The sequence below is a fragment of the Archangium sp. genome (assembly GCF_036388035.1).
Lineage (GTDB): Bacteria > Myxococcota > Myxococcia > Myxococcales > Myxococcaceae > Archangium.
In genome coordinates this window covers 1-23,907 of sequence record NZ_DASVSO010000186.1, presented here as the reverse complement: position 1 = coordinate 23,907, position 23,907 = coordinate 1, and the positions used below count along the sequence as shown (strand labels likewise).

At 70.7% G+C, this 23,907-nt stretch carries 21 protein-coding genes and 1 pseudogene; 9 read left to right on the top strand and 13 right to left on the bottom strand.

Features of this window, described 5'->3' with window-relative positions; translation table 11 throughout:
• Both VF697_RS08235 and VF697_RS08230 read left to right on the top strand, forming a co-directional pair.
• Positions 1 to 779: pseudogene (locus VF697_RS08235) on the top strand (caspase family protein); the annotation flags it as partial.
• Between the two features lie 90 nt (positions 780 to 869).
• On the top strand, positions 870 to 1,805 hold the full coding sequence (locus VF697_RS08230) for a sterol desaturase family protein (protein WP_331092999.1): 936 nt from the start codon (positions 870 to 872) through the stop codon (positions 1,803 to 1,805).
• A gap of 18 nt (positions 1,806 to 1,823) precedes the next feature.
• On the opposite strand, the gene VF697_RS08225 is transcribed toward VF697_RS08230, so the two are convergent.
• Positions 1,824 to 2,834: a type 1 glutamine amidotransferase gene (locus VF697_RS08225; protein WP_331092997.1), complete on the bottom strand. Its 1,011-nt coding sequence runs from the start codon at positions 2,832 to 2,834 to the stop codon at positions 1,824 to 1,826.
• A 132-nt stretch (positions 2,835 to 2,966) separates the two neighbouring features.
• On the opposite strand from VF697_RS08225, the gene VF697_RS08220 reads away from it, so the two are divergent.
• Positions 2,967 to 3,362 carry a hypothetical protein gene (locus tag VF697_RS08220; RefSeq protein WP_331092996.1) on the top strand — a complete coding sequence of 132 codons (396 nt, stop codon included), beginning with the start codon at positions 2,967 to 2,969 and terminating at the stop codon, positions 3,360 to 3,362.
• Positions 3,363 to 3,381: 19 nt separating this feature from the next.
• A complete protein-coding gene (locus tag VF697_RS08215) occupies positions 3,382 to 4,470 on the top strand; it encodes a hypothetical protein (protein WP_331092994.1) in 1,089 nt (362 codons plus the stop codon).
• 43 nt (positions 4,471 to 4,513) lie between these two features.
• Here the strand turns inward: VF697_RS08215 and VF697_RS08210 are convergent, their stop codons facing one another.
• From VF697_RS08210 to msrB, 4 genes are all read right to left on the bottom strand, one after another.
• On the bottom strand, positions 4,514 to 5,866 hold the full coding sequence (locus tag VF697_RS08210) for a di-heme oxidoredictase family protein (RefSeq protein ID WP_331092993.1): 1,353 nt from the start codon (positions 5,864 to 5,866) through the stop codon (positions 4,514 to 4,516).
• A 14-nt stretch (positions 5,867 to 5,880) separates the two neighbouring features.
• Complete coding sequence (locus VF697_RS08205; protein ID WP_331092992.1) at positions 5,881 to 6,879, bottom strand: hypothetical protein; 999 nt, start codon at positions 6,877 to 6,879, stop codon at positions 5,881 to 5,883.
• Positions 6,880 to 7,090: 211 nt separating this feature from the next.
• Complete coding sequence (locus tag VF697_RS08200; RefSeq protein ID WP_331092991.1) at positions 7,091 to 7,600, bottom strand: DUF6748 domain-containing protein; 510 nt, start codon at positions 7,598 to 7,600, stop codon at positions 7,091 to 7,093.
• Positions 7,601 to 7,681: 81 nt separating this feature from the next.
• A complete protein-coding gene (gene msrB / locus VF697_RS08195; protein ID WP_331092990.1) occupies positions 7,682 to 8,149 on the bottom strand; it encodes a peptide-methionine (R)-S-oxide reductase MsrB in 468 nt (155 codons plus the stop codon).
• A gap of 273 nt (positions 8,150 to 8,422) precedes the next feature.
• Between msrB and dnaN the strand changes: the two genes are divergently transcribed.
• The 4 genes from dnaN to VF697_RS08175 all read left to right on the top strand — a co-directional run bounded on the left by dnaN (position 8,423) and on the right by VF697_RS08175 (position 14,475).
• Complete coding sequence (gene dnaN / locus VF697_RS08190; protein ID WP_331092988.1) at positions 8,423 to 9,529, top strand: DNA polymerase III subunit beta; 1,107 nt, start codon at positions 8,423 to 8,425, stop codon at positions 9,527 to 9,529.
• 32 nt (positions 9,530 to 9,561) lie between these two features.
• Positions 9,562 to 10,662, top strand: coding sequence for an acyltransferase family protein (locus VF697_RS08185; RefSeq protein WP_331092986.1), 1,101 nt, complete (start codon positions 9,562 to 9,564; stop codon positions 10,660 to 10,662).
• Positions 10,663 to 10,823: 161 nt separating this feature from the next.
• Positions 10,824 to 11,213, top strand: coding sequence for a hypothetical protein (locus tag VF697_RS08180; RefSeq protein ID WP_331092984.1), 390 nt, complete (start codon positions 10,824 to 10,826; stop codon positions 11,211 to 11,213).
• A gap of 136 nt (positions 11,214 to 11,349) precedes the next feature.
• Entirely contained in the window at positions 11,350 to 14,475 is a 3,126-nt protein-coding gene (locus VF697_RS08175; RefSeq protein ID WP_331092982.1) for a sensor histidine kinase, read from the top strand.
• A gap of 27 nt (positions 14,476 to 14,502) precedes the next feature.
• On the opposite strand, the gene VF697_RS08170 is transcribed toward VF697_RS08175, so the two are convergent.
• Positions 14,503 to 15,567 carry a cysteine synthase A gene (locus VF697_RS08170; protein WP_331092980.1) on the bottom strand — a complete coding sequence of 355 codons (1,065 nt, stop codon included), beginning with the start codon at positions 15,565 to 15,567 and terminating at the stop codon, positions 14,503 to 14,505.
• 70 nt (positions 15,568 to 15,637) lie between these two features.
• Here VF697_RS08170 and VF697_RS08165 point away from each other — a divergent pair, with 70 nt between their 5' ends.
• Positions 15,638 to 16,423, top strand: a complete 786-nt coding sequence (locus VF697_RS08165; RefSeq protein ID WP_331092978.1) for a DUF1571 domain-containing protein — start codon at positions 15,638 to 15,640, stop codon at positions 16,421 to 16,423.
• On the opposite strand, the gene VF697_RS08160 is transcribed toward VF697_RS08165, so the two are convergent.
• The 7 genes from VF697_RS08160 to VF697_RS08130 all read right to left on the bottom strand — a co-directional run.
• Positions 16,415 to 16,717 carry a QsdR family transcriptional regulator gene (locus VF697_RS08160; RefSeq protein ID WP_331092976.1) on the bottom strand — a complete coding sequence of 101 codons (303 nt, stop codon included), beginning with the start codon at positions 16,715 to 16,717 and terminating at the stop codon, positions 16,415 to 16,417. The genes VF697_RS08165 and VF697_RS08160 overlap by 9 nt on opposite strands.
• Entirely contained in the window at positions 16,654 to 17,949 is a 1,296-nt protein-coding gene (locus VF697_RS08155; protein WP_331092974.1) for an SDR family oxidoreductase, read from the bottom strand. Before VF697_RS08155 ends, VF697_RS08160 begins: the two co-directional genes overlap by 64 nt.
• The gene (locus VF697_RS08150) at positions 17,946 to 19,535 is read right to left on the bottom strand and encodes an NAD(P)/FAD-dependent oxidoreductase (RefSeq protein WP_331092972.1); all 1,590 of its coding nucleotides are present in this window, start codon (positions 19,533 to 19,535) and stop codon (positions 17,946 to 17,948) included. Before VF697_RS08150 ends, VF697_RS08155 begins: the two co-directional genes overlap by 4 nt.
• Before the next feature lie 30 nt (positions 19,536 to 19,565).
• On the bottom strand, positions 19,566 to 20,894 hold the full coding sequence (gene yjjJ, locus VF697_RS08145; protein WP_331092970.1) for a type II toxin-antitoxin system HipA family toxin YjjJ: 1,329 nt from the start codon (positions 20,892 to 20,894) through the stop codon (positions 19,566 to 19,568).
• Positions 20,895 to 21,046: 152 nt separating this feature from the next.
• Positions 21,047 to 22,618: an aromatic amino acid hydroxylase gene (locus tag VF697_RS08140; RefSeq protein WP_331092968.1), complete on the bottom strand. Its 1,572-nt coding sequence runs from the start codon at positions 22,616 to 22,618 to the stop codon at positions 21,047 to 21,049.
• Between the two features lie 70 nt (positions 22,619 to 22,688).
• Positions 22,689 to 23,627, bottom strand: a complete 939-nt coding sequence (locus tag VF697_RS08135; RefSeq protein ID WP_331092966.1) for a LysR family transcriptional regulator — start codon at positions 23,625 to 23,627, stop codon at positions 22,689 to 22,691.
• A gap of 47 nt (positions 23,628 to 23,674) precedes the next feature.
• The coding region (locus tag VF697_RS08130; protein WP_331092964.1) for a Uma2 family endonuclease at positions 23,675 to 23,907 on the bottom strand (233 nt) is incomplete at its 5' end.

Below are 23,907 nucleotides of genomic sequence, written 5' to 3'. Positions count from 1 at the left end.
TCAACGTGACGGGCGGCTCGCTGTGGGGCGTGCAGCTCGCGGGAGGCGCCAACGTGACGGGCGGCGACTTCGCCGGCATCCAGACCGCCATGGGCCTCAACGTGACGCGGGGCTCGCTGCGGGGCCTGCAGGGGTCCCTGGCGCTCAACAGCGCGGGCCATGTGACGGGCCTGCAGGCGGCGCTGCTGAACGTGGGGGGGGACGTGACGGGCGCGCAGTTCGGCCTCATCAACGTGGCCAAGGTGGTGACGGGCGTGCAACTCGGCCTCATCAACGTCTCCGAGGAGGTGCGGGGCGTGCCGCTCGGGCTGTTCTCCTTCGAGAAGAAGGGCCAGTTGCACCTGGAGGCCTGGGCGAGCGACATCCAGCTCACCAACCTCGCGGTGAAGTTCGGCGGCAAGTACGTCTACACGACGGTGCTGGCGGGCATCGGGCCGGATGACAGGCTCCAGCGCTTCAGCCTCGGCCTCGGGCTGGGCCTGCACCTGCCGCTGGGCGAGCGCCTCTGGCTGGACGGAGACGTGGCGGGCAGCTCGGTGCGCCGCGTGAGGGACCCCTTCGGGTCCACCGCCAACGTGCTGGGCCAGGGGCGGTTGATGCTCGGGGTGAACATCCTCGAGCGCCTCGCCGTCTTCGGTGGGGTCACCTACAACGGCTACTTCGCCTGGAGCGACGCGGACCGGCTCACCCTCTCCACGCTGCCGGTGCGGCAGCGGCGGTTGGACGAGCGCATCACGGTGCAGTACTGGCCCGGCCTGCAGCTCGGCGTGCGGATGTGAGGAGACCCGTGGAGACCGTCACCGGCGGTCGCTTGTGGCCCAGGAGTGCGGTGCTATGAACATCGCCTCCGCCGCCGCGCGAGGCTCCTCATGAACCACCTCGGCCCTCTGTCCGCCGTCCTGATTGGCATCTCCCTGGGGGCGATCCTCCTGGAAGTGCTGGCCTACAAGTTCGTCTTCAAGCGCGAGTACGGCTGGCGTTCCGCCCTGGCCTCCCTCGGCGTGAGCGTGGGCCGGAGCGTCACCCGGCTCATTCCGCTGGCGGTCACGCTCCCGGGGGCGTACTGGCTCTACGAGCATCGCCTCTTCGAGGCCTCGTCCCTTGGCGTCGGGTCCTGGGTGGCCCTGTTCCTCGGCCTCGAGTTCCTCTACTACTGGTATCACCGGCTCGGGCACCGCATGCGGTGGTTCTGGCTCTCGCACGCGGTGCATCACTCGTCGAATGAGCTCAACCTGCTCGCCGCGGGCCGACTCGCCTGGACGTCCCACCTCACGGGCGCCTACGCCATCTTCACGCCGCTGGCCCTGTTGGGCTTCACCCCCGCGTCCATCTTCGCCGCGTACACCCTCAACCTGACCTACCAGTTCTGGATTCACGCGGACTGGCTGCCGAAGCTGGGCCCGCTCGAGGGCCTCTTCAACACGCCGTCGGCGCATCGCGTCCACCATGCGGCCAACGTGGAGTACCTGGACGCCAACTACGGGGGCGTGCTCGTCGTCTTCGATCGCCTCTTCGGCACGTATGTCCCCGAGCGCGAGGATCTCCCCTGCCGGTACGGCCTGGTGCACCCGCTGAAGACGAACAACCCGCTGAAGATCGTCTTCCACCAGTTCGGCCCCTTCCTGCGCGACCTGAAGAGCGCTCGCGGCCCGCGCGAGGTGTGGGGCTACTTCGTCGCTCCGCCGGGCTGGCGACCGGATGGCAACAGCGAGACCACCGAGGACCTGCGGCGCAAGGCCGCGGCCCAGCCGCAGGCCGCGGCACCGGTGCCGGTCCACGAGGAAGGGCAGGCAGCCGCCGTGTAGGCGTGTCCGTGCCGCTCGCTACACCGTGAGCGGCGCGGTGGTGAGGGCCTCCGCGCCGGGGGGCACGTCCACGTCCGGCGTGTCCAACTGGACGAGCAGGGGGATGGCCTTCCCCGTCTCCCCGAAGCTGGCCATGCCGCGCACGGTGGCCCCCAGGCGCGAGCCGTCGGGGCACTTGAGCGAGATGGCCTGTCCCACGCGCACGATGGGCGAGCGCCTCGGGATGCCGGGCGAGAGCAGCACGCCCCGGCCCGCCAGCCGGTGGGACGCTTCCACGGTGAAGAGGTAGCGCTCTCCACCTTCTCCCGCGCCCACCTGCCGCGCGAAGAACGTGGACAGCCGCTCGATCAGCAACATCGCCGGCTGCTGTACCCGCTCCAGCCGAGGGCGCTCCCGCTGGAGGAACACCTCGGCGGTGAGATTCACCCGGCCCACGTCCTCCGGAGAGGCGCGGACCCAGCGCTCCAACAGGCCCACGTCCACCTCGGGGTGGAACTGCACGCCGTAGGAGCCGCCCACGCGGAAGGCCTGGTGGGGGTAGCGGGCGGACGAGGCGAGCACCTGCGCCCCGGGCACGGACTCGAAGGTGGTGTCGTGCCAGTGCAGCACGTCGAAGAACTCCTCGAAGCCGGCGAACAGGGGGTCCGACAGGCCTTCCGTCGTCAGCGACACCGGTTGCACGCCCATCACCGGGCCCTTCTCGCCCGGGAAGACGCGGGCCCCGGCGGCGGCGGCGAGCAACCGCGCCCCCAGCCCGATGCCGAGGCAGGGACGCCCCGCGTCCAGCCGGCGTGTCAGCAGGCGTTGCTCCTCCTCCAGGAGCGCGGTCAGGTTCGCCTCCTGGCCACTCGAGGACCTGCCCATCACCACGACGAGGTCGGCTTCCTCGTCCTCGGAGTCTGGGGCTCGCAGGCGAACGTCCAGGGTGAAGCCCGCGCGACGCAACGCGGGGCCGAGCTGTCCGACATCGTCTTCTTCCTGATGGAGCAGGACGACGGCCGTGTGGGAGGACGGAGGGGGCGCGTTCATGCCGGGAACATTCGCACGCGGGCGCCGCTCGGCTGCGCCCTGGCTTCACCTGGAGCCGGGCCGGGGCCGGGAGATGTCGAGCAGGTGACGCGTCCTGGAAGGGAGAGCCTTTTCGGGTAAACACCCTGCGCCATGAGTGTCTGCACGCTGGTGGGATTGCTGGGCGGTCTGTTCCTCGTCGGGTGGACGGCGTTCGCGTTCCACCTCTGGCGCGGGCAGAGGGAGGCCAGCCGGCGCCACAAGGAGCAGCTCCGGCGGTGCCGCACCGAGGAGCTCGTCTCCCGCGCGTGGAACTGGGGCCCCCTGGAGCACTACGCGGACACCCCCGCCGTGAAGCAGTTCCGCTCCCTCCTCGAGCAGCGCCGCTACGAGGAGATGCTCCAGGGCTGGCGTGCCCTGTCCCTCGCCCTCTTCGCCCTGGCCGAGGACACCTCCGCGGCGGGCCCCGAGTTCTTCGACAGCGACACCCACCGCACCCTGCGGGACTACGTGGAGGTGCTCCTCGAGCGTCAACAGCGCGGGGAGTAGTCGCGTAGGGTGCGTGCGCATGGCTTCCCCGAGAACCTCGTCGCTCCGCGCCCTCGTGTGCTTGCTGTTCGTGGCGTGCGCCACCGCTCCCGTGGCGCCCTCGCCCTCGCCCGTCCACGCCACCCGGCCGTCCTGCGCGACGGGGCGCGGGTGTCTCTCGGCGTGCTCCGCCGGGGATGTCCGTGCCTGCACCCTGGCCGCGGACCGGCTGCGCTACGGCTCGGGCACCGTGCGCGACGTGCCCCGTGCCCAGCGGCTCTACCGTCAGGCCTGCGAGGCCCACGATGGGCTCGGCTGTGCCGGGCTGGGCTGGGTCTCCCAGGGGGCCGCTTCCGAGGAGGCCTTCCGCCGTGCGCGCCCGCTGCTCGAGGCCGCCTGTGCGCTCGATGACGCCGAGGCCTGTGTCTCCGGGGGGCTCCTGCGCCTGGAGGGCCGGGGTGGGCCGGTGGAGGCCGCCGAGGGCGAGGCCCGGGTCCGGCGGGGGCTGGAGCTGCTCACCGCCGCCTGCCAGTCGGGCCTGGGCGCCGCGTGTGTCCGGGCCGCCACCCTGTTCGAGGCGGGGCCCGTGCCGGTGCGAGATGACTCGCGCGCGCTCGTGTACCTGCGGCGGGCCTGTGACGCGGGCGTGCCCGGGGGTTGCTCCGCGCTCGCGCTGCGGTACCTCACGGGGCGCGGCGTGGACCTGGACAGGGCCCGGGCGCTCGCCCTCTACGAGCAGGTGGGCGAGCACTACCGCGCCGCGTGCGAGGCCGGTGAGCCCTTGGCCTGTGTCGAGCTCGGGCAGGCCCACGAGCTGGGGCAGGGCGTCCCGAAGGAGCCGGCGCGTGCGCTCGCGTACCAGGAGAAGGCCTGTGCGCTGGGCGAGCCCGCCGCGTGTCTGCGTGCCGCCGAGCGGCTGCGTCAGGGCGCCGAGGGGGTGGCTCCGGATGCGGCGCGGGCCTCCGCGCTGGAGTCCCAGGCGGAAGGGCTGCTCGACGAGAGCTGCCGCGCGGGCAGTGGCGTGGACTGCCTCACGCTGGCCGACAGGGTTGCTCCCGAGAAGGCACGGGCCCTGCGGGAGCGGGCGTGTGCCCTCGGGCAGACGCGGGCGTGCGAGGCGCCGCGCTGAGGAGGCCCGGGGCTCACGGGGGATGTGAGCCCTCGGGCCCAGCTCACAGGCTGTCGAGGAACGCCTGGAGCTGCTGCTTCTCGTGGGCGGACAGCCCCATGTACGCGTCGCGCGACCACTGGCCCTCGCCCCCGTGCAGGAGGATGGAGTCCTGCACGGTGTTCGCCGAGCCGTCGTGCAGGTAGCGCGTCTTGTGCCGCAGGCCCCACAGCGGCGTCGTGCGCCACATGCGTCCCGAGGCCCGTCCCATCGGCCGCACGTCCTCCAGCCCCGGGCCCATGTCGTGGAGGAGCAGGTCGCTGTAGGGCCGCAGCAGCTTGCTGCTCAGCGCCGCCACCCGGTGCACCGTCCCGTCCGGCCACGGCGCGTGGTAGTCCTTCACCGTCCGCAGCGTCTGCCGGTGGCAGTCATCGCAGCCCGCCTTGGTGAAGACCTCCTCGCCCTTCACCGTGTCGGAGGTGAGGGGCCCGCGCTCCGGCGCCGCCAGGAAGGCCTGGAAGTAGTAGAGCGGCAGCGTCATCTGGCTGTTCACGTCATTGGGCTGGTGGGGCAGGCGGCACTCGGGGGGAGGCTGCGCTCCGTTCGGCGTGTTCTCCCGAGGGAAGAAGGGCGTGGTGACTCCCAGCTCGATGTTGAAGGGCTCGTTGGTGAACTGGAACAGCGTGGGCGTCTGCGCCTTCCAGCCGAAGCGGCCCACGCGCGCCGCGCCGATGGGCTGCGTGCGCCCGCCGTCCAGGTTGAAGGCGCGCAGCTTCCCGAGGCCCTCCAGCTCCACGCCCCAGTTGGCCACGCCGTACACGCCCGGCGCCTTCCACGGCCGCGCGCCCTCCCACGCGCGGATGTCCGCGTCGCTCACCGCGTCCAGCAACCCGAAGCCGAACACCGGCGGCGTGTGCCGGGGGCTCGTGCCCACCCCAGGCTTGCTCAGCGGAATCACGTCCGGATCGAGCGGGCACGCCGAGCCCCCCGGAAGCTGCTTGATGGAGCGCTTCTGCTCCACCGGGCCGCCGAGCTCGAAGGCCTGGAAGAACTGGTCCCCGTTGCGGAGGGTGTAGTGGATGACGTTGTCGACCCCGGTCGGATCTCCTCCACCCGTCACCGGCGAGATGTGGCACGTGACGCAGGCCTGCTCGCGGAACAGGGGCCCCAGGCCCTCGGCCGGGGTGAAGTCGTGCTCGAAGAGGGCCTTGCCCTCCTGGAACTTCAGCCGCTCCTCCGAGCTCAGTCCCGGCAGGGGAGCGCCCGCGGGAGCGGTGACGTGGGCCGCGCCGGGCAGGGCCTCGATCGGGACCACCTCGGGGGGGAGCACCTGGGCGAGGGCGGGGGTGGCCGCGAGCAGGGCGGTGGACAGCAGCGTGCGCACGGGAGCGGAACGCGAGGCAATGAGGGTCTTCATGGGGGAGTCCTCGCTCACGGGGTGGCGCAGCGGTTGTAGTAGGCCGCGGTGTAGGCCGGATGGATGCGCGTGGCGCACGTCGTCTTGCGCGACAGGGTGCCGTTGAAGGGGTTGCTCTCGTAGCCCTTGGGCCGCGAGTTCGGGTACGCGCCGCTCCAGCCGATCATCGGGTTGTCGCGGCTCAGCAGGTAGGAGGGCTTGGGGTCCGGCTCCAGGCTGGTGGCGACCACCATGCCGAAGCCGTCCCAGATGCTCTGCAGCACCTGGTCGAAGTTCATCGCCAGCGACACCGGCAGCCCGCCGTCCGTGTAGTAGGGCCCGTACTCGTCCGGCTTGCACAGGCTGTAGGGCGTGTAGGAGAAGTAGACGCCGCCCTTGCCCTGCTCATCGAGCATCTGGTCGTAGCGGAAGACGAAGCGCGCGCGTCCCTTGCCCTCCGGCGTGCCCTCGAAGAGGGGCGTGCTCGTCATGTGCATGGTGGCGATGGCCACGGGGATGCTGTTGGGGGGTGGCCCGCCGGGCAGGTCATGCTCGCTGCCGAGCAGCCGCAGCGTGGTGGCGTCGTAATAGAAGGTGGTGTCGAAGTTGAGCATCCGCCCCACGAACCAGAACTGCCACTTGCCATGCTGGATGGAGACGGGGAACTGGTTGTAGGGCGTGGAGACGTCCACCGGGCGCGTAAAGGACATGCGGTAGGGCAGCCCGTCGAAGTCCGCCTCCAGCACCACCTCGTTGCGGCTCTTGGAGTAGGTGATGCGCGCGGTGGCCTTCGCGTCCGGCCGGCACATCTCCGGCTCCTCGAGGAGGACCTCGGTGGCGGCCGCGCCGCCGGTGACCATGGGAATCTCGAAGCTGCCCTCATCGGGCGGCGCGTAGACGTGGCGCTGCTCCACGGTGGAGAAGCCGGTGGGCGTGCGGGGCGTGAGGGGCGCGGGGGGACTGGCGAGGGCCATGCCTCCCCACAGCACTCCGAGTGCCGAGAGACTGCGGAGGGGGGGGCGACGGACGGACATCCTGGACTCCAGCGGTGGGTGGGGCGACGCGCGGAGTAGCAGGGAAGTCTGACAGCCCTCCAGGTACCGGAAGCGAGGCGGAGCCCCTCTGGTTCCGCGGGACGGCCATTGTCACGCGAGAGCCCTCGCGAGGGCCAGGGGGTAGCATCCGATGGAGGTGATGCGCCCGGGGAGACGCGGCGACGAGGCGTCCCCCTGGAGGAGGGGCGCTCTACTTCTCGACCACCTGGCTGACGCGCAGCACGGTGGCGGCGCCGGCGGGGCCCGCGTTGGGGCGCACGGCCACGGTGGCCTGCACCTTGAGGCCGGGGCCTTCGAAGGTGGCCATCTCGAGGCTCGCGCGCTTCTCGTCGCTGACGCCGAGCGCGGACAGGTCGAGCTCGTGGATGGGCATCGGGTCCTCGTTGGGCCGGTCGGGCCGGCTGGCGAGGAAGGTGGGGCAAGGGGTGGTGATGCAGCGCACGCCGCTGTTCTTCACGAAGAAGACGGCGGGCGCGTGATCGGCGGGCGTGCCGGTGGCGGCGGTGCCACCCGAGGGCATCTCACCGACAGGCCTGGCGTCGGCCGGGGGCTGGGCGGGCTTGTCGTTGGCGGGAGTGTCCATCTGTGCGGGAGGCGTGCCGCCGGACTCGGCGGTCGGGGGAGGGGTGGCGTTGCGGCTGCAACCGGCGAGCAGGCCGAGGGCCAGGGCGGCGGTGAGGAGGGGCTGACGCAGGGTCATGGTGCGGGGCTCCGGGAAGGGATGCGGCAGTCTCGCCGCCTCCCGGGGGTGATGCTACTTCCCGACGCGGGGGCTCCCCGTTCATTCATAGGCGGGGGACTCGACGCCGTCTCCCCGCGCCTCATCCAGGAGGTGCTCCTCCAGGAATTCCTCGTCGGACTCGAAGGCGAGGGCCGCCGAGTTGATGCAGAAGCGCAGCCCGGTGGGGGGAGGGCCGTCGTCGAAGACATGGCCGAGGTGGGCGCCGCAGCGGCTACACGCCACCTCGGTGCGGACCCGCAGGAAGGACGAGCGGTCCTCGTGCTGGACGAGGTGGCCTGGCACCAGGGGGGAGTGGAAGCTGGGCCAGCCGGTGCCCGAGTCGAACTTCGCCCGGGAGGAGAAGAGGGTGTTGCCACAGCCCGCGCAGCAGTAGACGCCCTCCTCGCCATGGTTCCAGAAGGCCCCGGTGAAGGGCGGCTCGGTGTCCTTCTGGCGCATGACCCGGTATTGCTCCGGGCTGAGCTGCTGTCGCCACTCGTCGTCGGTCTTGTAGACCCTGTCGTGCATGGCGTGCTCCTCCACTCTCGACCCTTCCTAGTGTGTGTGCGGGGCTCGCCAGAAGCAGCGACCGGCCGACGGGTCGGTAGGCGAAGGTGCTACCTGTATGCCTGGACCCGGAGAGACGGTCCAAGTGCCTGTCTCCTCGTGTGCTTTCCGAGTCAGCATGACCGCAGACGTCACGTTCATTGACGACCCGGGGCCCCCGGGCTACATCCGCCCGGGGTGGCCCGAGAGGCCGCCACGCTTTCCCGTACCCCTGGTTCTTCAAGGACCCCCGAGATGGAATTCCGCATCGCCGCCGATGAGCTGAAGAAGGCCCTCTATCGCGCCCAGGGCATCGTGGAGCGCAAGACGACGATGCCCATCCTCGCCAACGTGCTCGTCACGGCCACGAAGACGGGGGTGACCGTCACCGCGTTCGACTTGGAGATCGGCATCGTCTCCGAGCACCCGGCCGAGGTCCTCAAGCCCGGCGCCGTGACGCTCAGCGCCAAGTACGTCTTCGACATCGTCCAGAACCTCCCGGACGCCCAGGTCACGCTCAAGAAGCTGGCCAACAACTACGTGGAGATCTCCAGCGGCTCGGCGCACTTCAAGATCGTCGGCACCGCGCCCGAGGAGTACCCGAAGCTGCCGCGCGAGGAGAGCGCCCCCCTGGTGCAGATCACCGGCGGCACGCTCCTGGAGATGATCAAGAAGACGCAGTTCGCCATCTCCACCGACGAGACGCGCTACATCCTCAACGGCGTCTTCTTCGAGCCGCAGGCGGGGGGCAAGGTGCGCATGGTGGCCACGGACGGTCACCGGCTGTCGCTCATCGAGCGCGAGCTGCCCGGCGACTTCAAGCTCAAGAGCGGCGTCATCATCCCCCGCAAGGGCCTGCTGGAGCTCAAGCGCCTGCTGGACGAGGCGCCGGACGCGGAGTGCCACCTGGGGTTCGCGGAGAACTCGGCGCTCTTCAAGAAGACGGGCCTGACGATGGTGATGCGGCTCATCGACGGCCAGTTCCCCGAGTACCAGCGCGTCATCCCCAAGGAAGGGGAGAAGGCGGTCATGGTGCCCAAGACGCGGCTGCTCGAGGGCCTCAAGCGCATCGCGCTGCTGAGCGCGGACAAGAGCTACGCGGTGCGCATCGGCCTGGCGGAGAACCAGCTGCTCATCACCGCCAACAACCCGGACCTGGGCGAGGCCAAGGACGCGCTGGACATCGCCTACCGCGGCACCGCCATCACCATCGGCTTCAACGCCCGCTACCTGCTGGACGTGCTGGGCGTGACGGACACGGACGAGGTGGCCTTCGAGCTGGGTGACGAGCACAGCCCCGGCGTGCTGCACGCCCCGGGCGACCGCAGCTTCACGGCCGTGGTCATGCCCATGCGCGTCTGAGCCCTCCGGTTGTCTCCGTAGCGCCTGAAGTCATGTCTTCCCTCGCCTCCCGCGCCACGGGGGCCGCCGCGGCGGCCCCGAGCCCGCGCAACATGGGCCTGGACCGTGCTCGTGCCGTGGCCGTCATCGCCATGGTGATGGGCCACACGCTGGACGCGGTGCTGTCGGACGCGGCCCGCGAAGGCCCGGGCATGCTGGCGTACTGGTCCATGCGGGCCGTGACCGCGCCGCTCTTCCTCTTCGTGGCCGGCTGGGCCTTCGCGACCACCGTGCAGCGCACCGGCGCCCAGGGCCCGGGCGTGCTGCGCCGGTACGTGCCGCGCGTGGGGTTGTTGCTGGGCTGGGGCTACCTGTTGCGTTGGCCCGGGTGGGGACTGCCGGCGCTGTTCGCGGGGGAGCCGTGGGTGTGGCGGCACTTCCTCGCCTTCGATGCGCTGCATGGCGTGGCCGGGGCGCTGCTGCTCGGCGCGGGCGTGCTGGCGCTGCTGCCCGGACGGGCGGCGCGGATGGGCGCGCTGGCGGCGCTCACCCTCCTCTTTCCACTGGCGGGCCCGTGGGTGCGCGCCTCGGTGGACGGCGGTGGCTGGCCCCTGGCGCTGGAGCAGGCGCTCGCGGGGAAGACCTCCAACTTCCCGCTCTTCCCCTGGTCCGCGTACTTCTTCGCCGGAGGCTTCACCGGGCTCGGGCTGGGGCTGGTGAAGCGCGTGCCGCAGTGGCTCGTGATGATCGGCACGGGCACGGCGCTCCTCTCATTGATGGCGCTGTGGGGGGGAGATCCCCGCGTGAGCGACCCGACGCTGGTGGTGTGGCGGCTGGGGCTGCTGGGCGTGGTGGCCGGGCTGGCGATGCTGCTGCCCGCGCGGCTGGACGGGCACCTGGGTCCGGTGGGGCGTGCCTCGCTCTGGGTCTACGTCGTGCACCTGCCCATCGCCTATGGCTGGTCCACCTTCGCGGGACTGGCCAGCCGGTGGGGGCACTCGCTGGAGGTGCTGCCGGCGATTGCCACGGCGCTGTCCGTGCTGGGCGTCTCGCTGGCCCTCGCCCTGCCCGCGAAGCGGCTGTACGGGCGCTGGCGCGGCGCGTCCCCTCCCGCGCGTGGAGCCCCCTCGGTGGTGCTCTCGCCCGAGCCCTAGGCTCGCCCTGGGTTTGACTCAGCACGTCGTACGAGCCGGAAATCCATACAGATTTGAAAGGTAGGCTTCTGGCGGCTGAAATTTAGCCTTGAGGGGAAGGGGCTGCTAACACGGCGCCCGTCAACGCAGTCACCCCCAGTCACCTCCAAGGAGAAGCCCAGATGAACAAGTTCCTGTTCAGCACCGCCGCCCTCGCCCTGTTCGCCATCGGTTGCCCCAGCCCCGAGGCCGTGTGCCAGTCGGGCGTGGACCAGGTCTGTGAGCGTCAGTTCGAGTGCCAGTCGGACGCGGCCAAGAACTCCGAGCAGTTCAAGGCCACCTTCGGCACCAACGTGGATGACTGTAAGACCCGGCTGTACGCCGCCAACAAGTGCTCCGAGCGCAAGGAGGACAACGACAACTGCACCGGCCCGAACGCGGGCAAGGAGTTCGACTTGAGCAAGGCCTCGGACTGCTCGAACGCGCGCGCGAAGCTCGCCTGCGACGCCTACCTCGCGCAGTTCTCGGACCCGACCAAGGCCCCGGCGGTGTGCGCCGAGGTCTGCAAGTAGTTCGTCCCGGTACCTTCGGGTGCTGACGCAAGGGGCCGGTCTCCTCTTCGGGGGGGGCCGGCCTTTTTGTCGTCCGTGATAAGCTGGCCTCAGGGAGCACGGCGTTGCCCCCTTCCCAAGAGAGGCCACGGGAGTCATGTCGCTGTATCGGATCGCCGCGCTGCTGGCCGTGGGCCTCGTCGCCCTGGGGGGCAGCGGGGCGAGAGGCGGAGCGCCTCCAGGGCGCCTCGGGTTCCGCAGCTACGGTACGGACTCGGGCATCGAGAACCCCGACACGTCCTGGATCGTGCAGGACGGGGAAGGGTTCGTCTGGACCGTCGCCATGGACGCGCTGTACCGCTTCGACGGCAAGCGCTTCGAGCGCTTCGGGCTGGAGTCCGGCCTGCCCTCGGTGGTGGTGAACGATGTCACGCTCGACGCGCGGGGGCGGCTGCTCCTCGCGACCCAGGCGGGCGTGGTGCGCTGGGATGGGAGCCGCTTCGCCTCCGTGCCGATGAGTGGCGTGCCCTCGGAGGTGTGGAGCCTCCGCCTGGACGCCGAGAAGCGGATGGTGGTGGGGACCGCCCAGGGCCTGTTCGTGGAGACGGAGCCGGGGCGCTTCCTGCTGTCGCCCGGGTGGCCGGGGGGCGGGGCCAGGGCGCTCTGGGTGGATGCGTCGGGCGAGCTCCAGGTGGCCTCGGGCTCGCGCCTGCTGAGCCGGGACACGCGCGGGCAGTGGCGGAGCCAGGAGGTGCGCGAGTACCGCAACCCCATCGCCTCGCTGGTGCGGGACGGGCAGGGTCGCCTGTGGCTGAGCGGCGAGGGGTGGCTGGCCGTGCAGCCCCGGAGTGGGGGGGCCTTCGAGGATAGAACCGAGCTCGTCGAGGGCCTCCAGGCGGCGGGGCGCCGGCTGCGCGTGGGGCGGCGGGGCCAGCTCCTGGTGCCGACCTATCGCGGCCTCATCGAGGTGGATGCCGAGCGCGCGGGCCTCCTGCGGCTGGGCCTCCCGGAGCCGGCGGCGCGGATGCGGGACGTCCTGGAGGACGAGGAGGGGACGCTCTGGGTCGCCAGCCTGGGCGTGCACCGCTCGCTGGGGCGCCGGCATTGGACCATTCATGACTCCACCACCGGGCTGCCCTCGAGCGTCATCTGGGGGTTGAGCCGCGGTCCCGACGGGACGCTGTGGGTGGGCACCGACGGCGGGCTCGCGCGGAGCACGCCCGGGGGCTGGGCCATCGTTCCGGAGCTGGGGCGCTATTCGCTCAAGGCCGTGGTGGCGGACCGGGATGGCTCCGTGTGGGCCGCGGGCAACCCCGGCGGGCTGCACCACTACGAGCCCGGGAGCGGCAGGCTGCGGACGTTCGGCGTGGCGGCGGGCTACCCGGCGCACTTCACCTTCGGACTGGCCCTGGAGCCCGATGGCACCGTGTGGGCGGCGGGCTCCTCGGGCCTGCTGCGAGGCGTGCGCAAGGGAGAGGCGTGGACCTTCGAGCCGGTGCTGCCTCCCAGCTCGCGCACGGCCTTCATGAGCGTGATGCGGGACGGGGCCGGGCGGCTGTGGGCCGCGGGGGATGGGCTCTACGTGCGGGAGGGCGGCGTGTTCCAGCGCCTGGGCGTCGCCGAGGGCCTGCGGGACGACCGCGTGCGCTACCTCCTGTCGCGCCGGGATGGCCGCGTGTGCGTGAGCTACAAGGAGCCCCTGGGCCTGAGCTGCTTCTCCTACCGGGACGGGAAGCTCACCGACCTGGTCCACCTGGACCGGAGCGCGGGGCTGCACAGCGGTGTCGTCTTCCAGCTCGGCGAGGATGCGGCGGGCCGGCTCTGGGTGGGCACGGGGTCGGGGGTGGACCTCGTGGGCGATGGGGTGCTCGACCACTTCGGTGCGAGCGCGGGCGCCCCGAGTGACTCCTGCAACGGCAACTCCTTCCTGGCGGAGGCCGATGGGACCGTGTGGGTGGGCACCTCGGAAGGCCTCGGCCGCTTCGAGGGTGCGCGCTACACCGGCCCGGCCGCTCCGCCGCGCGTGGCCCTGCTGAACACCACCCTCGGTTCGCGCTCGTCCGCCCGGCCGCCCACGGAGGGCCTCGAGGCCGCCCACGACGAGGCGACGCTGGAGGTCCAGTTCGCCGACCTGGGTTTCATCGACGAGGCCCGCCTGGAGAACGAGGCGCGGCTGGTGGGGCTCGACGACTGGCACGTCGCCCATGGCCACCTGTTGCGCTACAGCGCGCTCCCGCCGGGGAGCTACCACCTGGAGGTGCGCGCACGAAACGGCCAGGGGGCGTGGGGCCCCGTGGTGGGGCTCTCCCTGGTGGTGCATCCGCCCTGGTGGACCACCTGGTGGGCGCGAGTCCTCGGCGTGCTGCTCCTGGGGGCCTCCGTGGCGGGCGTGGTGCGCTGGCGCAACCTCGCCCTGCGGCGCAGGAACGAAGAGCTGGAGCGCCTCGTGGAGGCCCGCACCACCGAGCTCGCCCGGGCCCGCGAGAAGGTCATCCAGGCCGAGAAGCTCTCCGCGATGGGGGAGCTCATGGCGCGGCTCTCGCACGAAATCAACAACCCGCTCACCGCCATCCACAACAACCTGCCCCCGGTGCGCGAGTACTTCGAGCAGCTCGCCGAGGTGCTGAAGCACTGTCGCGAGCGGCTCGCGACGCACCCCGAGGAGGCCGAGGCGCTCGAGCGGCTGTGGCGGGAGCAGGACGTCGACTTCATGCTCCAGGACGCCCCCGAGGCGCTGGAGGCCATGGGCTACGCCACCGAGCGCATCCGCTCCACGCAGGCGGACCTGCGCGCCTTCCTGCGCGGCGAGCGCCCGCAGCTGGAGCCCGAGGACCTCAACCAGGTGGTCCGCGAGTCGGTCGAGCTGGTCCGGCGCTCGCTGCCCGAGGGCATGCGGCTCACCGTCGAGTGGGGGGAGGTGCCCCGGCTCCCCTTGCACAAGGGACAGCTCGGTCAGGTGTCGCTGAACCTGCTGCGCAACGCCATCGACGCGCTCGGGGGAACGGGCGAGGTGCGGGTGAGCACGGCGGTGCGTGACGGCATGGCCGAGCTCGTGGTGGCCGATGACGGCCCGGGCATTCCGCCGGCGCTGCGGACCCGCATCTTCGAGCCCTTCTTCACCACGAAGGAGGTGGGGAAGGGGACGGGGCTGGGGCTGGCCATCTGCCGGCAGCTCATCACGGAGAACCACGGGGGCACGCTCGAGCTGGACGAGTCCGTGGCGCGCGGTGCGTGCTTCCGGGTGCGGCTGCCGCTCGCCCCGGCCGAGCGCGAGGCGGCGTGACGGCGGGAGGCCGCTGGGGCCTCCGGTTCAGGACGCCTTGGCGAGCAGCACCTCGCGCAGGAGCGTGCTCGCCGCGGGGGCCTCGGGGCCGCGCTCCAGCCAGTGCGGGACGGGCAGTCCCTTGGAGCGGAGGAAGGTGGGGTTGAAGAGCCGGCTCGCGTAGCGGTTGCCCGAGTCGCACAGCACGGTGACGATCGTGTGCCCCGGCCCCAGCTTCCGGGCGAGGCGGATGGCACCGGCGACGTTGATGGCGCTGGAGCCCCCGAGGCACAGGCCCTCGTGCTCGAGCAGGTCGAAGAGGAGGGGGAGGGCCTCGGCGTCGGGAATCTGGAAGGAGGCGTCGACGGGGGCGCCCACGAGGTTGGCGGTGATGCGGCCCTGGCCGATGCCCTCGGTGATGGAGGTGCCCTCGGACTTGAGCTCGCCCTGCGTGTACCAGTGGTGGAGCGCGGCGCCCATCGGGTCCGCCAGGCCGATGACGACGTTCGGGTTGCGCTCCTTGAGGGCCATGCCCACCCCGGCCAGCGTGCCGCCCGAGCCCACCGCGCAGATGAAGCCGTCCACGCGGCCCTCCGTCTGCGCCCAGATTTCCGGGCCCGTCGTCTCCAGGTGGGCCTGCCGGTTGGCGACGTTGTCGAACTGGTTGGCCCAGATGGCGCCGTGGGGCTCGCGGGCGTTGAGCGCCTCGGCGAGACGGCCGGAGACCTTCACGTAGTTGTTGGGCTCCTTGTAGGGGACGGCGGGGACCTCGAGCAGCTCGGCGCCCACGAGCCGCAGCATGTCCTTCTTCTCCTGGCTCTGGGTCTCCGGGATGACGATGACGGTGCGGTAGCCCAGGGCGTTGCCCACCAGCGCGAGCCCGATGCCGGTGTTGCCCGCGGTGCCCTCGACGATGACACCCCCGGGACGCAGCTGGCCACGGGAGATGGCGTCCCGGATGATGAAGAGGGCGGCCCGGTCCTTCACGGACTGACCGGGGTTGAGGAACTCGGCCTTGCCGAGGATGGTGCAGCCCGTCTGCTCGGACGCTCGCCGGAGCTTGATGAGTGGCGTGTTCCCGATGGTCGCGATGACGTCGTTCTGGATGTGCATGGGCACGGGAACCGTAACGCCCGGCCCCCCGCGCGCTCAAGGCACGCCCGGCGGTATTCTGGAGGGTGCCATGAGCCCAGTCCTTCTCACCCTCCTGATGCCGGGCCTGCTGCTGAGCACCCCGGCCCCCACGTCGTCTCCGGTTCCAGGCTTCGCGCGGCTCCCGCTGGAGGAGCGGCGCGCCGAAATCCAGGCGCTCTCGCACGAGCGGTTGGTGGAGCTGTTCGAGACGACGCCGGTCGCGGTGCTCCTGGAGGCGGGAAAGGCCGCCGCCGCCCAGATGGGCACCTATGAGTCGCGTGTGGTGAAGCGCGAGCGCGTCTCCGGCAAGCTGCTGAAGCCGCAGACGATCCACGTGACGGTCCGGCAGGAGCCTCGGGCGGTGCGGCTGGAGGTCCTGGACGGGCCCGCCAAGGGACGGCGGGCGGTCTACGACTCCACGGTGAAGAAGAACGAGCTCCGGGCCCGCGAGGGGGGCGTCCTCGGTCTCGCCGGTGCGATGTGGCTCGACATGAACAGCAAGCTCGCCCGGGGCGACACGAACCACCCCATCACCCACTTCGCCTTCACGGCGATCATCGGCGTCCTGGAGGACTGCTTCAAGAAGGGCGAGGCCCTCGGGGGATACGCTCGGAAGAACGAGGGCTTCGACGGGGAGGGGCGCTACTGCATCACCTTCACTGCCCCCGAGGGAGGGCGGAACCTCTACGCGACGCGGGCACGCATCTGCATGGATCCGGTGCTGGCCCTGCCAGTCATCATGGAGATCGACGACGCCCACGGGCCGCTGGAGCGCTTCGAGTTCAGTGACGTGAAGCCGGTGGCCCAGGCCGACTTCTCCCCGTCGTCACTCTGAGCGCTTCTCGTGGGTGAGCAGGATGCGGATGGCGGTGATCGCGCTCTCCACGTCCGGCGGCTCTCCGGTGAGGGCGTCACGGTACAGGAAGGACTCGCCAATGCGGATGATGACGTAGGCGAGCGCATCCAGGTCCATCGCCGGCCGGATGTGGCCTTTCTGGACGCCTTCCTCCAGCGCCGTGCGGACGCTCGCGGCGCAGCGCTGCTCCACCGTGCTGCTCTTCGACATCAGCACGCGCATGGCGTACTCGGCGTCCTGCTGCACGAAGCGCCGGAGCGGCTCGTTGGCCACGAGCTGATGGAGCAGGCGCTGGGTGATGTCGGCGATGCGCCGGGGCCCTTCGCCCCGCGCCTCGCCGCTGGCGGTGGCGAGCGCGGACTCGAACTGCTTGGAGATGACCTCGCCATAGAGCAGCTCGCGGGTGCCCACCCACCGGAACACCGTGGCGCGGCTGACGCCCAGCTCCTGCGCCATGCGCCCGATGTCGAAGCGCTCGCCCTTCGTCCACCAGTCCAGCGCGAGGGCGAACAGCTCCTGGGGCGTGGCTCGCGCGGGCGCTTCGAGCCTCCGGGACAGCGGCGTCTCCCGGACGCTCTGCTGCGCGCGCCGGGCCGGTCGGACCGGGCGTTCCGCGCGCCGAGGGGCGGGGCGGTCGGGTTGGCGGGAGCGTTTCTTGTCGTGGGGTTGAGCAGCATCATCTTCCGCCGCCGCCGCCGAGCCCCCGCCACCAGGAGGCGCTGGTAGAGGGTGGGCATGAGGCGCTGCAGGAGGTCGATGAACACGGCGTCGGAGCCAATGAGCTGGCGCCGCCGGTTCTTGAGGATGGCGGAGAGGATGTCGGACGCGGCGCGCTCGGGCGTGGTGGCGAAGAACTTCTCGAATTCCGCGGCCGACTTCCCGTCCACCCACCCGTGCCGTTGGGTCATCCGGGCGCTCCGGGCGATGTTGGTCTTGATGCCGCCCGGGTGGACGCAGGTGACGCCGATGGGGCTGTCCTCGACCTCCAGCTCCTGGCGCAGCGCCTCGGTGAAGCCCTTCACCGCGAACTTCGCGGCGTTGTAGGCCGCCTGCGTCGGGACGGCGATGAGACCGAAGACGCTCGAGATGTTGACGATGTGGCCCTCACCCGCCGCCTTGAGGTGCGGCAGGAAGGCCTTGGTGCCGTGCACCACGCCCCAGAAGTTGATGTTCATGAGCCACTCGAAGTCCTCGTAGCTCGTGTCTTCGATGGTGGCCCCCAGGGCGACGCCGGCGTTGTTGATGATGAGGTGGACGGCGCCCAGGTCCCTCGCCACGCTGTCGGCCCAGGCGTGCACCTCCTGGCGCTGCGCGACGTCCACGCGCGCCGTGCGCACCTCGACGCCGTGACCGCGGCAGATGGCCGCCGTCTCCGCGAGCCCCTGCTCGTTCACGTCGGACAGCGCCACGTGGCAGCCGCTCCGCGCGAGCAGCGCCGCCGTCTCGCGACCGATTCCAGAACCCGCGCCCGTGATGGCCGCGACCTTTCCCTGTACAGACTTCATGGGCTGACTCCGATCCTGCTGACTTCGTTTCCGACTCTCCTGCCGCGCTCCTGGCCCACCGATGCCGAACGGACGCGGCGGGTGATGGCGACGTACTCAGTGGGCTCGAAGTGCTCCACGCGGCGCTTGAACGAGGAGATGAACCCCGGCCACAAGGCGGAGTTGCGCCCCGAGGCGTCGAGGTACCAGCTCGCGCAACCGCCCTGGTTCCAGACCGTCCCGCTCATCCGCGAGTCGACGTACCGGACGAACTCGGCCTGGGCTTCGGGCGTCGGCTCCACCGCGGCCAGGTTCCGGCCTTCGAGGTAGCGCAGGGCCTTGAGCACGTGCTCGAGCTGGCCCTCGAGCATGAGGAGGACCGAGCTGTGCCCGAGTCCGGTGTTGGGCCCCATGAGCATGAAGAAGTTGGGGAAGCCGCTCACCGTGGTCCCGAGGTGCGCCGTCATGGTGCGGCCCCACGCCTCCGCCAGCGTGTGCCCGTGTCGTCCCCGGATGAGGCGAGCGATGGGCAGCTCCTGCACCTGGAACCCGGTGCCGAAGATGATGGCGTCGACGGCGTGCTCGGTGCCGTCCGCCGTGACGATGGAGTGCTCGCGCACCTCGCGGATCTTCTCGGTGACGAGCGCGACGTTCTCGTGGTTGAGCGAGGCGAGGTAGTCATCCGAGATGAGGACGCGCTTGCAGCCCAGGGTGTAGTTGGGCGTGAGCCTGGCGCGCAGCTCTGGATCGGGAATGGACTGCTCCAGGTGCCGCACGGCGAGCCGCTGGACGAGCTCGAGGATCCACGGGTGCATGAACCCGAGTGCCGTCAGCTCGCGGAACGCGTAGATGAGCCAGCGGGTGAGGCGATGCACGCCCGGGACGTGCGCGTACACCCACTGCATCCGTTTGCTGAGCGGGCGGTCCCCCCGGGGGATGATCCACGGGGGCGTGCGCTGGAAGATGACCAGCTTGCCGACCTCCGGTTGGATGCGAGGAACGAACTGGATGGCCGAGGCCCCGGTGCCGATGACCGCCACCTTGCGACCGGCGAGCGAGTAGCCGTGGTCCCATCGGGCCGAGTGCATCGTCTTGCCCTGGAACGTCTCGATGCCCGGCAGCTTGGGAATGGCCGGGTCGCTCAGGGCGCCCGCGGCGGAGACGAAGACCTCCGCGGTGAAGGGCCCCTCCGAGGTCTCCAGGTGCCAGTGCTGCTGGTCGTCATCCCAGCGGGCGGCGAGGACGGTGTGACCGAAGCGAACGTGCGGGCGGATGCCGAACCTGTCGGCGCAGTCGCGCAGGTAGGCGTGGATCTCCGCCTGGGGCGAGTAGGCGCGAGACCAGCCCGGATTCGGAGCGAACGAGAACGAGTAGAGGTGGGACTGCACGTCGCACGCGCAGCCCGGGTAGGAGTTGTCGCGCCACACGCCGCCGACTTCCTGGGCCCGCTCGAAGATGACGAAGTCCTCATGGCCCTCCTGCTTGAGCCGGATGGCCATCCCGAGGCCGCCGAAACCGCTCCCGGCGATGGCGACGTGAAAGTGCGGTGGGGGTCGAGGGGACAGGCGAGACTCCTGGTGGTACGGACAGCAACTATGTCGTGGCATGCGTCAAAGCGCAAACATGACGCATGGACGCTACGGCGCCTGCTCTGGGAGCGGGGGGACCCTGTCTCGGAGCGCCTCCAATCCACTCCGGCACTGTCTCGCCAGAGCCCGGAAGTCGTCGCCGAGCGCCGCGCAGTCGATGACGCGGGTCCAGAAACCGTGCGCGTGTCGGGCCGCATTCGCCCAGACATCGAGGGTCTCCGCTGTTGGAGGCTCCGGCTCGAACGGGCGATCGACGACGGTCATGCTCGACGGGGCGAACATCATCGGGAGCATGTCGTAGACGGGCGCGAGACGAAGCGCGCCTTCGCGCGTCTCCAGGAAGCTCACGTTGCCGAAGTGGCGATCCGTGTTGCCGATGAGCTGTCCGAAGACATCGAGCCACCGCAGGCGCCGCGCGTCCTCGGAGTCGATGAGCTTTCGCTCCAGGAGCTTCGGGGCGATGCGCGTCCAGGAGGCGCCACGGCCAGCGTCGCCGATGTGTTCGTTGTCCAGGGCCTCGAGCGAGATGACTCCTCGCCGGCCTCGCTCTCCGAGCCGGTCGAAGCGCTCGACCTCCAGGAACCGGTAGCCGCGCTCGTCGAACCAGTGGGCCGTGGCCGCGTCGATGCCTGCGTGGCGCACCACCTGGAGCGCGAGGCTTTCACACACGAGCAACTCCCGCCAACGGCGCGCCACCGCGCCCTCATCATCGCTCGCGAACTTGACCAGGACGTGCCGGCCTCCCGAGTACGTCAGGAACTTGGGATTTTCTCCTCCAGCGGAGGAGCCCGGCTGTTCCCGGGCGGAGCGGCGGGCGAGCTCCGGGTAGGCGGTTCGCTCGACCGGCTCCGGTGTGCTCGCGAGCCATCGGTTCAGGGACTCCTCTCCGATGATGGTGTCGCCAATGCAATCCTCGCCCCGGCGCGCCAGGGCGATGAGGCGGTGGTCGTCGTTCCAATCTCCCAGCCGTGAGGGCAGCTCCAACTCGGGGTAGCGCGAGCTGAACGTCCGGCCGATGTACCCTTGAGGGCTCATATCGGAGGCGAACGGTGGGAGCCCCTCGAACAGCGTGCCGGTGTCATCGGGAGCGCTGAACCAGAGGCGCCCTTCGTCCAGAAGGTGCAGCGTACCGGACGGCTCAAGCCTCCCTGTCTCGCTGATCCAATAGACGGGGAGGCGCGTCCCCAGGTCAGGAAGTGCACGCGTGCGCGCGTAGTGGGTGGCGCGCCCCTGCCCCATCCGGCACACGCGGTCGCCCGCGGCTTGGATCAGCCGAGACACCGTGGGCTGGGACACGCCCAGCTCATGCGCGAGGTGCTTGGCTTGTGTGACGCCCAGACGAGCGAGCGTTCCAAGCAGCTGGTCGAGCGAAGCCATGAATAGAAACCAGAATAGAAAACCAGGGTGGACTGTAGACGTAACCACCCGTAATTCAAGGTTTGTTCCGGTAGGAAGTGAAGGGACGTGAATAGAAAAAGGGCCTGAACCCCCAGGAGGATTCAGGCCCGAACCGCCCTCGAAGGGCGCTTCTAAGCGCGCGGCTGCTTCAGCTCCGCGACCTCGGCCTTGAGGAGCCAGTCGTCCTGGAAGTCCGTGGCGGCGCGGGCGATCTGCTCCAGGCGCTCGGGCTTCACGGCCTTCGACTCGCGCATGGTGCGCACCTCGCGGTAGAGCGCCGCGAGCGACGGGTGCAGGGCCGTGGCCTTCTTCGCGCGGGCCTGGGCCTCGCCCTCGCCCTCGGAGAAGGCGTTGAGCTCGCCGAACCAGCGGTCCCACGCTCCCGGATCCGCCGGGCCACCGGCCACGCTCGGCAGCCCCGTGCTCAGGAAGAGCTGCGCCACGCTGGGCAGCTCCACCGGGCGGCCGTTCAGCTCGCCGCGCAGGTTGAGCACCTCGCCCCCACCCACCGCGAAGCCTCCCAGCTTCAGGCCGCTGGCCAGCTCCACCTCAAAGGGGCCCCGCTCCGGCAGCTCGCCCGCGCCGAACGCCACCAGCGCGAGCCCCGGCCACGGCTTGCCCTCGGCCTTGCCCCCGCGCGACACCATCACCGGGCCCTCCAGGCGCACCAGCGCGGACGTGAGGCCCTCGGCCACCGGGCGGGCCCCCGGGAGGGCCTCCACCACGCGGGCGGTGATCTCCCGGCCATCGGCCAGCACCAGGTGGTTCACCGTGCGCGCGTTGATGGCCTCCTTCAGGCCGTGGTCCCCGCCGCGCTTCCAGGCCAGGGTGGACTCGAACTCGGCCAGCACCTCGAAGAGGTGCTCGAAGTCCCGCGCCACGAAGAGCTGCGGCTGCATCCGGGTGATGTCGTACTCGGTGTCCGCGCACTGGATGCTCAGCGGCAGCTTCTTCACCGCGTCGGTCAGGCAGTGCTTCGCCTCGCCGATGCTGGAGAGCAGGCCGGCTCCGTACAGGCGCGGGCTCTCCACGGTGCCGATGAGGCCGTACTCGGCCGTCCACCAGTAGAGCCGCGAGGCGCGGGTGCTCTCGCTCACGTAGCGCCGGCTCTGGTTGGCGGCCTCCAGGCGCGCCTGCGCGTGGGCCACCTCGGCCTCCGTCGCCGTGGGGTCCTCCTTCACGACGCTCAGGTTGCGGATGGCCTGGAAGACGGCCTCGTCCTCCACCGTGGCGATGGCCTTGAAGCCCACCAGCCCGCAGCGCTTGAGGTACTCGGCATAGCGCGCGTTGGCGATGATGGGCGCGTGGCCCGCGCTCTCGTGGACGATGTCCGGCGCCGGCGTGTACGCGATGTGCTCGTGAGTACGGATGTCCGCGGCGATCGCCAGCACGCCCATGGCCTGCAGCTCGGTGAACACCGCGGGCGGGATGAAGCCGCGCACGCCCACCGCCGCCCAGCCGAGCTTGGACAGCTTCTCGTTCATCTCATCCAGGCTGGGGATGCGCTCCACGCCGATGCCCGTGGCCTCCAGGCCCTCGAGGTACACCGGGTGCGCCTTGTCGCTCAGGTGGCTCCGGAGCTGGCCGAGGATGTGGCGCCAGACCGCCTGGTCTCTCGGGGTATAGGCGTCGTAGTTCTGGCTCACCACATAGCGCCGCAGATGCGCGGGCAGTCGGGCGATGGTCCGTTCGGTCGGCGTCATCGGTGCGTCTCCCTCTGCTGAGATTCTAAGGACGGAGGGCCGTGACGGAAATCCGATAAAAACCGACGTCTTATTCGTTTTTTCGTCGGCGGGCCGGGGCCAGTCTTTGACGCAGCCCGTCGAGGACGAGCCGGGCCGCTTCGGAGCCAGGGCCTCCCGCGGGCCTCATGGCCACCACCTCGACGAACTGGGGGTCCTCCTCGCGCAGGGGCCAGACGGTGAGGTCCTCGGGGAAGGAGCGCAGGGGCCGCAGGTCCGGGGCGATGGCGCAGGCGCGGTAGGCGCGCAGCAGGTCGAAGAGGTGGAGGAAGCTCTCCACGCGGGCCACCTCGCGCACCGTGACGCCATGGGTGGCGAAGCGGGCGCTGTTGGCGCCGCCGTAGGGGTCATCTCGCAGCCAGTCCACGAAGGGCTGGCCCTCCAGGTCTCGCACGTGGAGGGCGCGGCGCGCGGTGGGGTGGAGGGCCAGCTCGCTCCCGGGGCCGGCGAGCACCACGAAGGGCAGGCGCAGGAGGGACTCGGCCTCGACGTCGCGGTGGGGCGGCAGCGGGGTGAAGTCCACGGCGAGGTCGAGCTGGCGCGTCTGCACCTGGCGCACGAGCTCGAAGGCACCGCCGAAGCGGACCTCCAGCTTGATGCCGGCCTGGGACACGTCGCCCGCGATGCCCGCGAGGAGGAAGTTGGAGACGGTGGTGTTGAGGCCGAGGCGCAGGCTGGCCTCGGCGCTGGCGAGGTCGCGCAGGCGCTTGAGGTCGAGCTGGTGCAAGGGCGTCTGGGTGCCCTCGTAGAGCTTCTCGCCGCGGGCGGAGAGGTGGAGGCGGCGGCCGGGGCCGCGCTCGAGCAGGGGCTGCCCATCGGCGAGGGCCTGCTCGAGGGCGCGGATGTGCTCGCTGACGACGGAGCGGGCCACGCCGAGGTGCTCGGCGGCACCTTCCAGGCTGCCGGACTCGACGGCGGCCGCGAAGGACTCGAGCCAGACGAGGTGTCGCGGGAGCTTGCGCGGGGGCATCGGGTCCATCCTGACATTTCAGGAGGCGGGCGTGCTCGTCCTTCGCGTCATCCGCCCCAGAGGACGCTCAGCTTGAACTCGATGGCATCGAAGGGCTCGGCACGGAGCTGCGCGTCACCCGTGTACGTGGCGAGCAGCGTGTAGTTCGTGCCCGTCAGGCGGAAGACCTCCAGCGTGCGCACGTCCGGATCCACGAGCCACACGTGCTGCACTTTCTCTCGTGCATACACGGGCAGCTTGATCGCGCGGTCGTATGCCTCCGTCGAGGGGCAGACAACCT

Excerpts from the sequence above, each read along its gene's own strand:
- VF697_RS08230 (WP_331092999.1), top strand. The coding sequence starts at position 870 with ATGAACCACCTCGGCCCTCTGTCCGCCGTCCTGATTGGCATCTCCCTG.
- VF697_RS08225 (WP_331092997.1), bottom strand. The coding sequence starts at position 2,834 with ATGAACGCGCCCCCTCCGTCCTCCCACACGGCCGTCGTCCTGCTCCAT.
- VF697_RS08220 (WP_331092996.1), top strand. The coding sequence starts at position 2,967 with ATGAGTGTCTGCACGCTGGTGGGATTGCTGGGCGGTCTGTTCCTCGTC.
- VF697_RS08215 (WP_331092994.1), top strand. The coding sequence starts at position 3,382 with ATGGCTTCCCCGAGAACCTCGTCGCTCCGCGCCCTCGTGTGCTTGCTG.
- VF697_RS08210 (WP_331092993.1), bottom strand. The coding sequence starts at position 5,866 with ATGAAGACCCTCATTGCCTCGCGTTCCGCTCCCGTGCGCACGCTGCTG.
- VF697_RS08205 (WP_331092992.1), bottom strand. The coding sequence starts at position 6,879 with ATGTCCGTCCGTCGCCCCCCCCTCCGCAGTCTCTCGGCACTCGGAGTG.
- VF697_RS08200 (WP_331092991.1), bottom strand. The coding sequence starts at position 7,600 with ATGACCCTGCGTCAGCCCCTCCTCACCGCCGCCCTGGCCCTCGGCCTG.
- msrB (WP_331092990.1), bottom strand. The coding sequence starts at position 8,149 with ATGCACGACAGGGTCTACAAGACCGACGACGAGTGGCGACAGCAGCTC.
- dnaN (WP_331092988.1), top strand. The coding sequence starts at position 8,423 with ATGGAATTCCGCATCGCCGCCGATGAGCTGAAGAAGGCCCTCTATCGC.
- VF697_RS08185 (WP_331092986.1), top strand. The coding sequence starts at position 9,562 with ATGTCTTCCCTCGCCTCCCGCGCCACGGGGGCCGCCGCGGCGGCCCCG.
- VF697_RS08180 (WP_331092984.1), top strand. The coding sequence starts at position 10,824 with ATGAACAAGTTCCTGTTCAGCACCGCCGCCCTCGCCCTGTTCGCCATC.
- VF697_RS08175 (WP_331092982.1), top strand. The coding sequence starts at position 11,350 with ATGTCGCTGTATCGGATCGCCGCGCTGCTGGCCGTGGGCCTCGTCGCC.
- VF697_RS08170 (WP_331092980.1), bottom strand. The coding sequence starts at position 15,567 with ATGCACATCCAGAACGACGTCATCGCGACCATCGGGAACACGCCACTC.
- VF697_RS08165 (WP_331092978.1), top strand. The coding sequence starts at position 15,638 with ATGAGCCCAGTCCTTCTCACCCTCCTGATGCCGGGCCTGCTGCTGAGC.
- VF697_RS08155 (WP_331092974.1), bottom strand. The coding sequence starts at position 17,949 with ATGAAGTCTGTACAGGGAAAGGTCGCGGCCATCACGGGCGCGGGTTCT.
- VF697_RS08150 (WP_331092972.1), bottom strand. The coding sequence starts at position 19,535 with ATGCCACGACATAGTTGCTGTCCGTACCACCAGGAGTCTCGCCTGTCC.
- yjjJ (WP_331092970.1), bottom strand. The coding sequence starts at position 20,894 with ATGGCTTCGCTCGACCAGCTGCTTGGAACGCTCGCTCGTCTGGGCGTC.
- VF697_RS08140 (WP_331092968.1), bottom strand. The coding sequence starts at position 22,618 with ATGACGCCGACCGAACGGACCATCGCCCGACTGCCCGCGCATCTGCGG.
- VF697_RS08135 (WP_331092966.1), bottom strand. The coding sequence starts at position 23,627 with ATGCCCCCGCGCAAGCTCCCGCGACACCTCGTCTGGCTCGAGTCCTTC.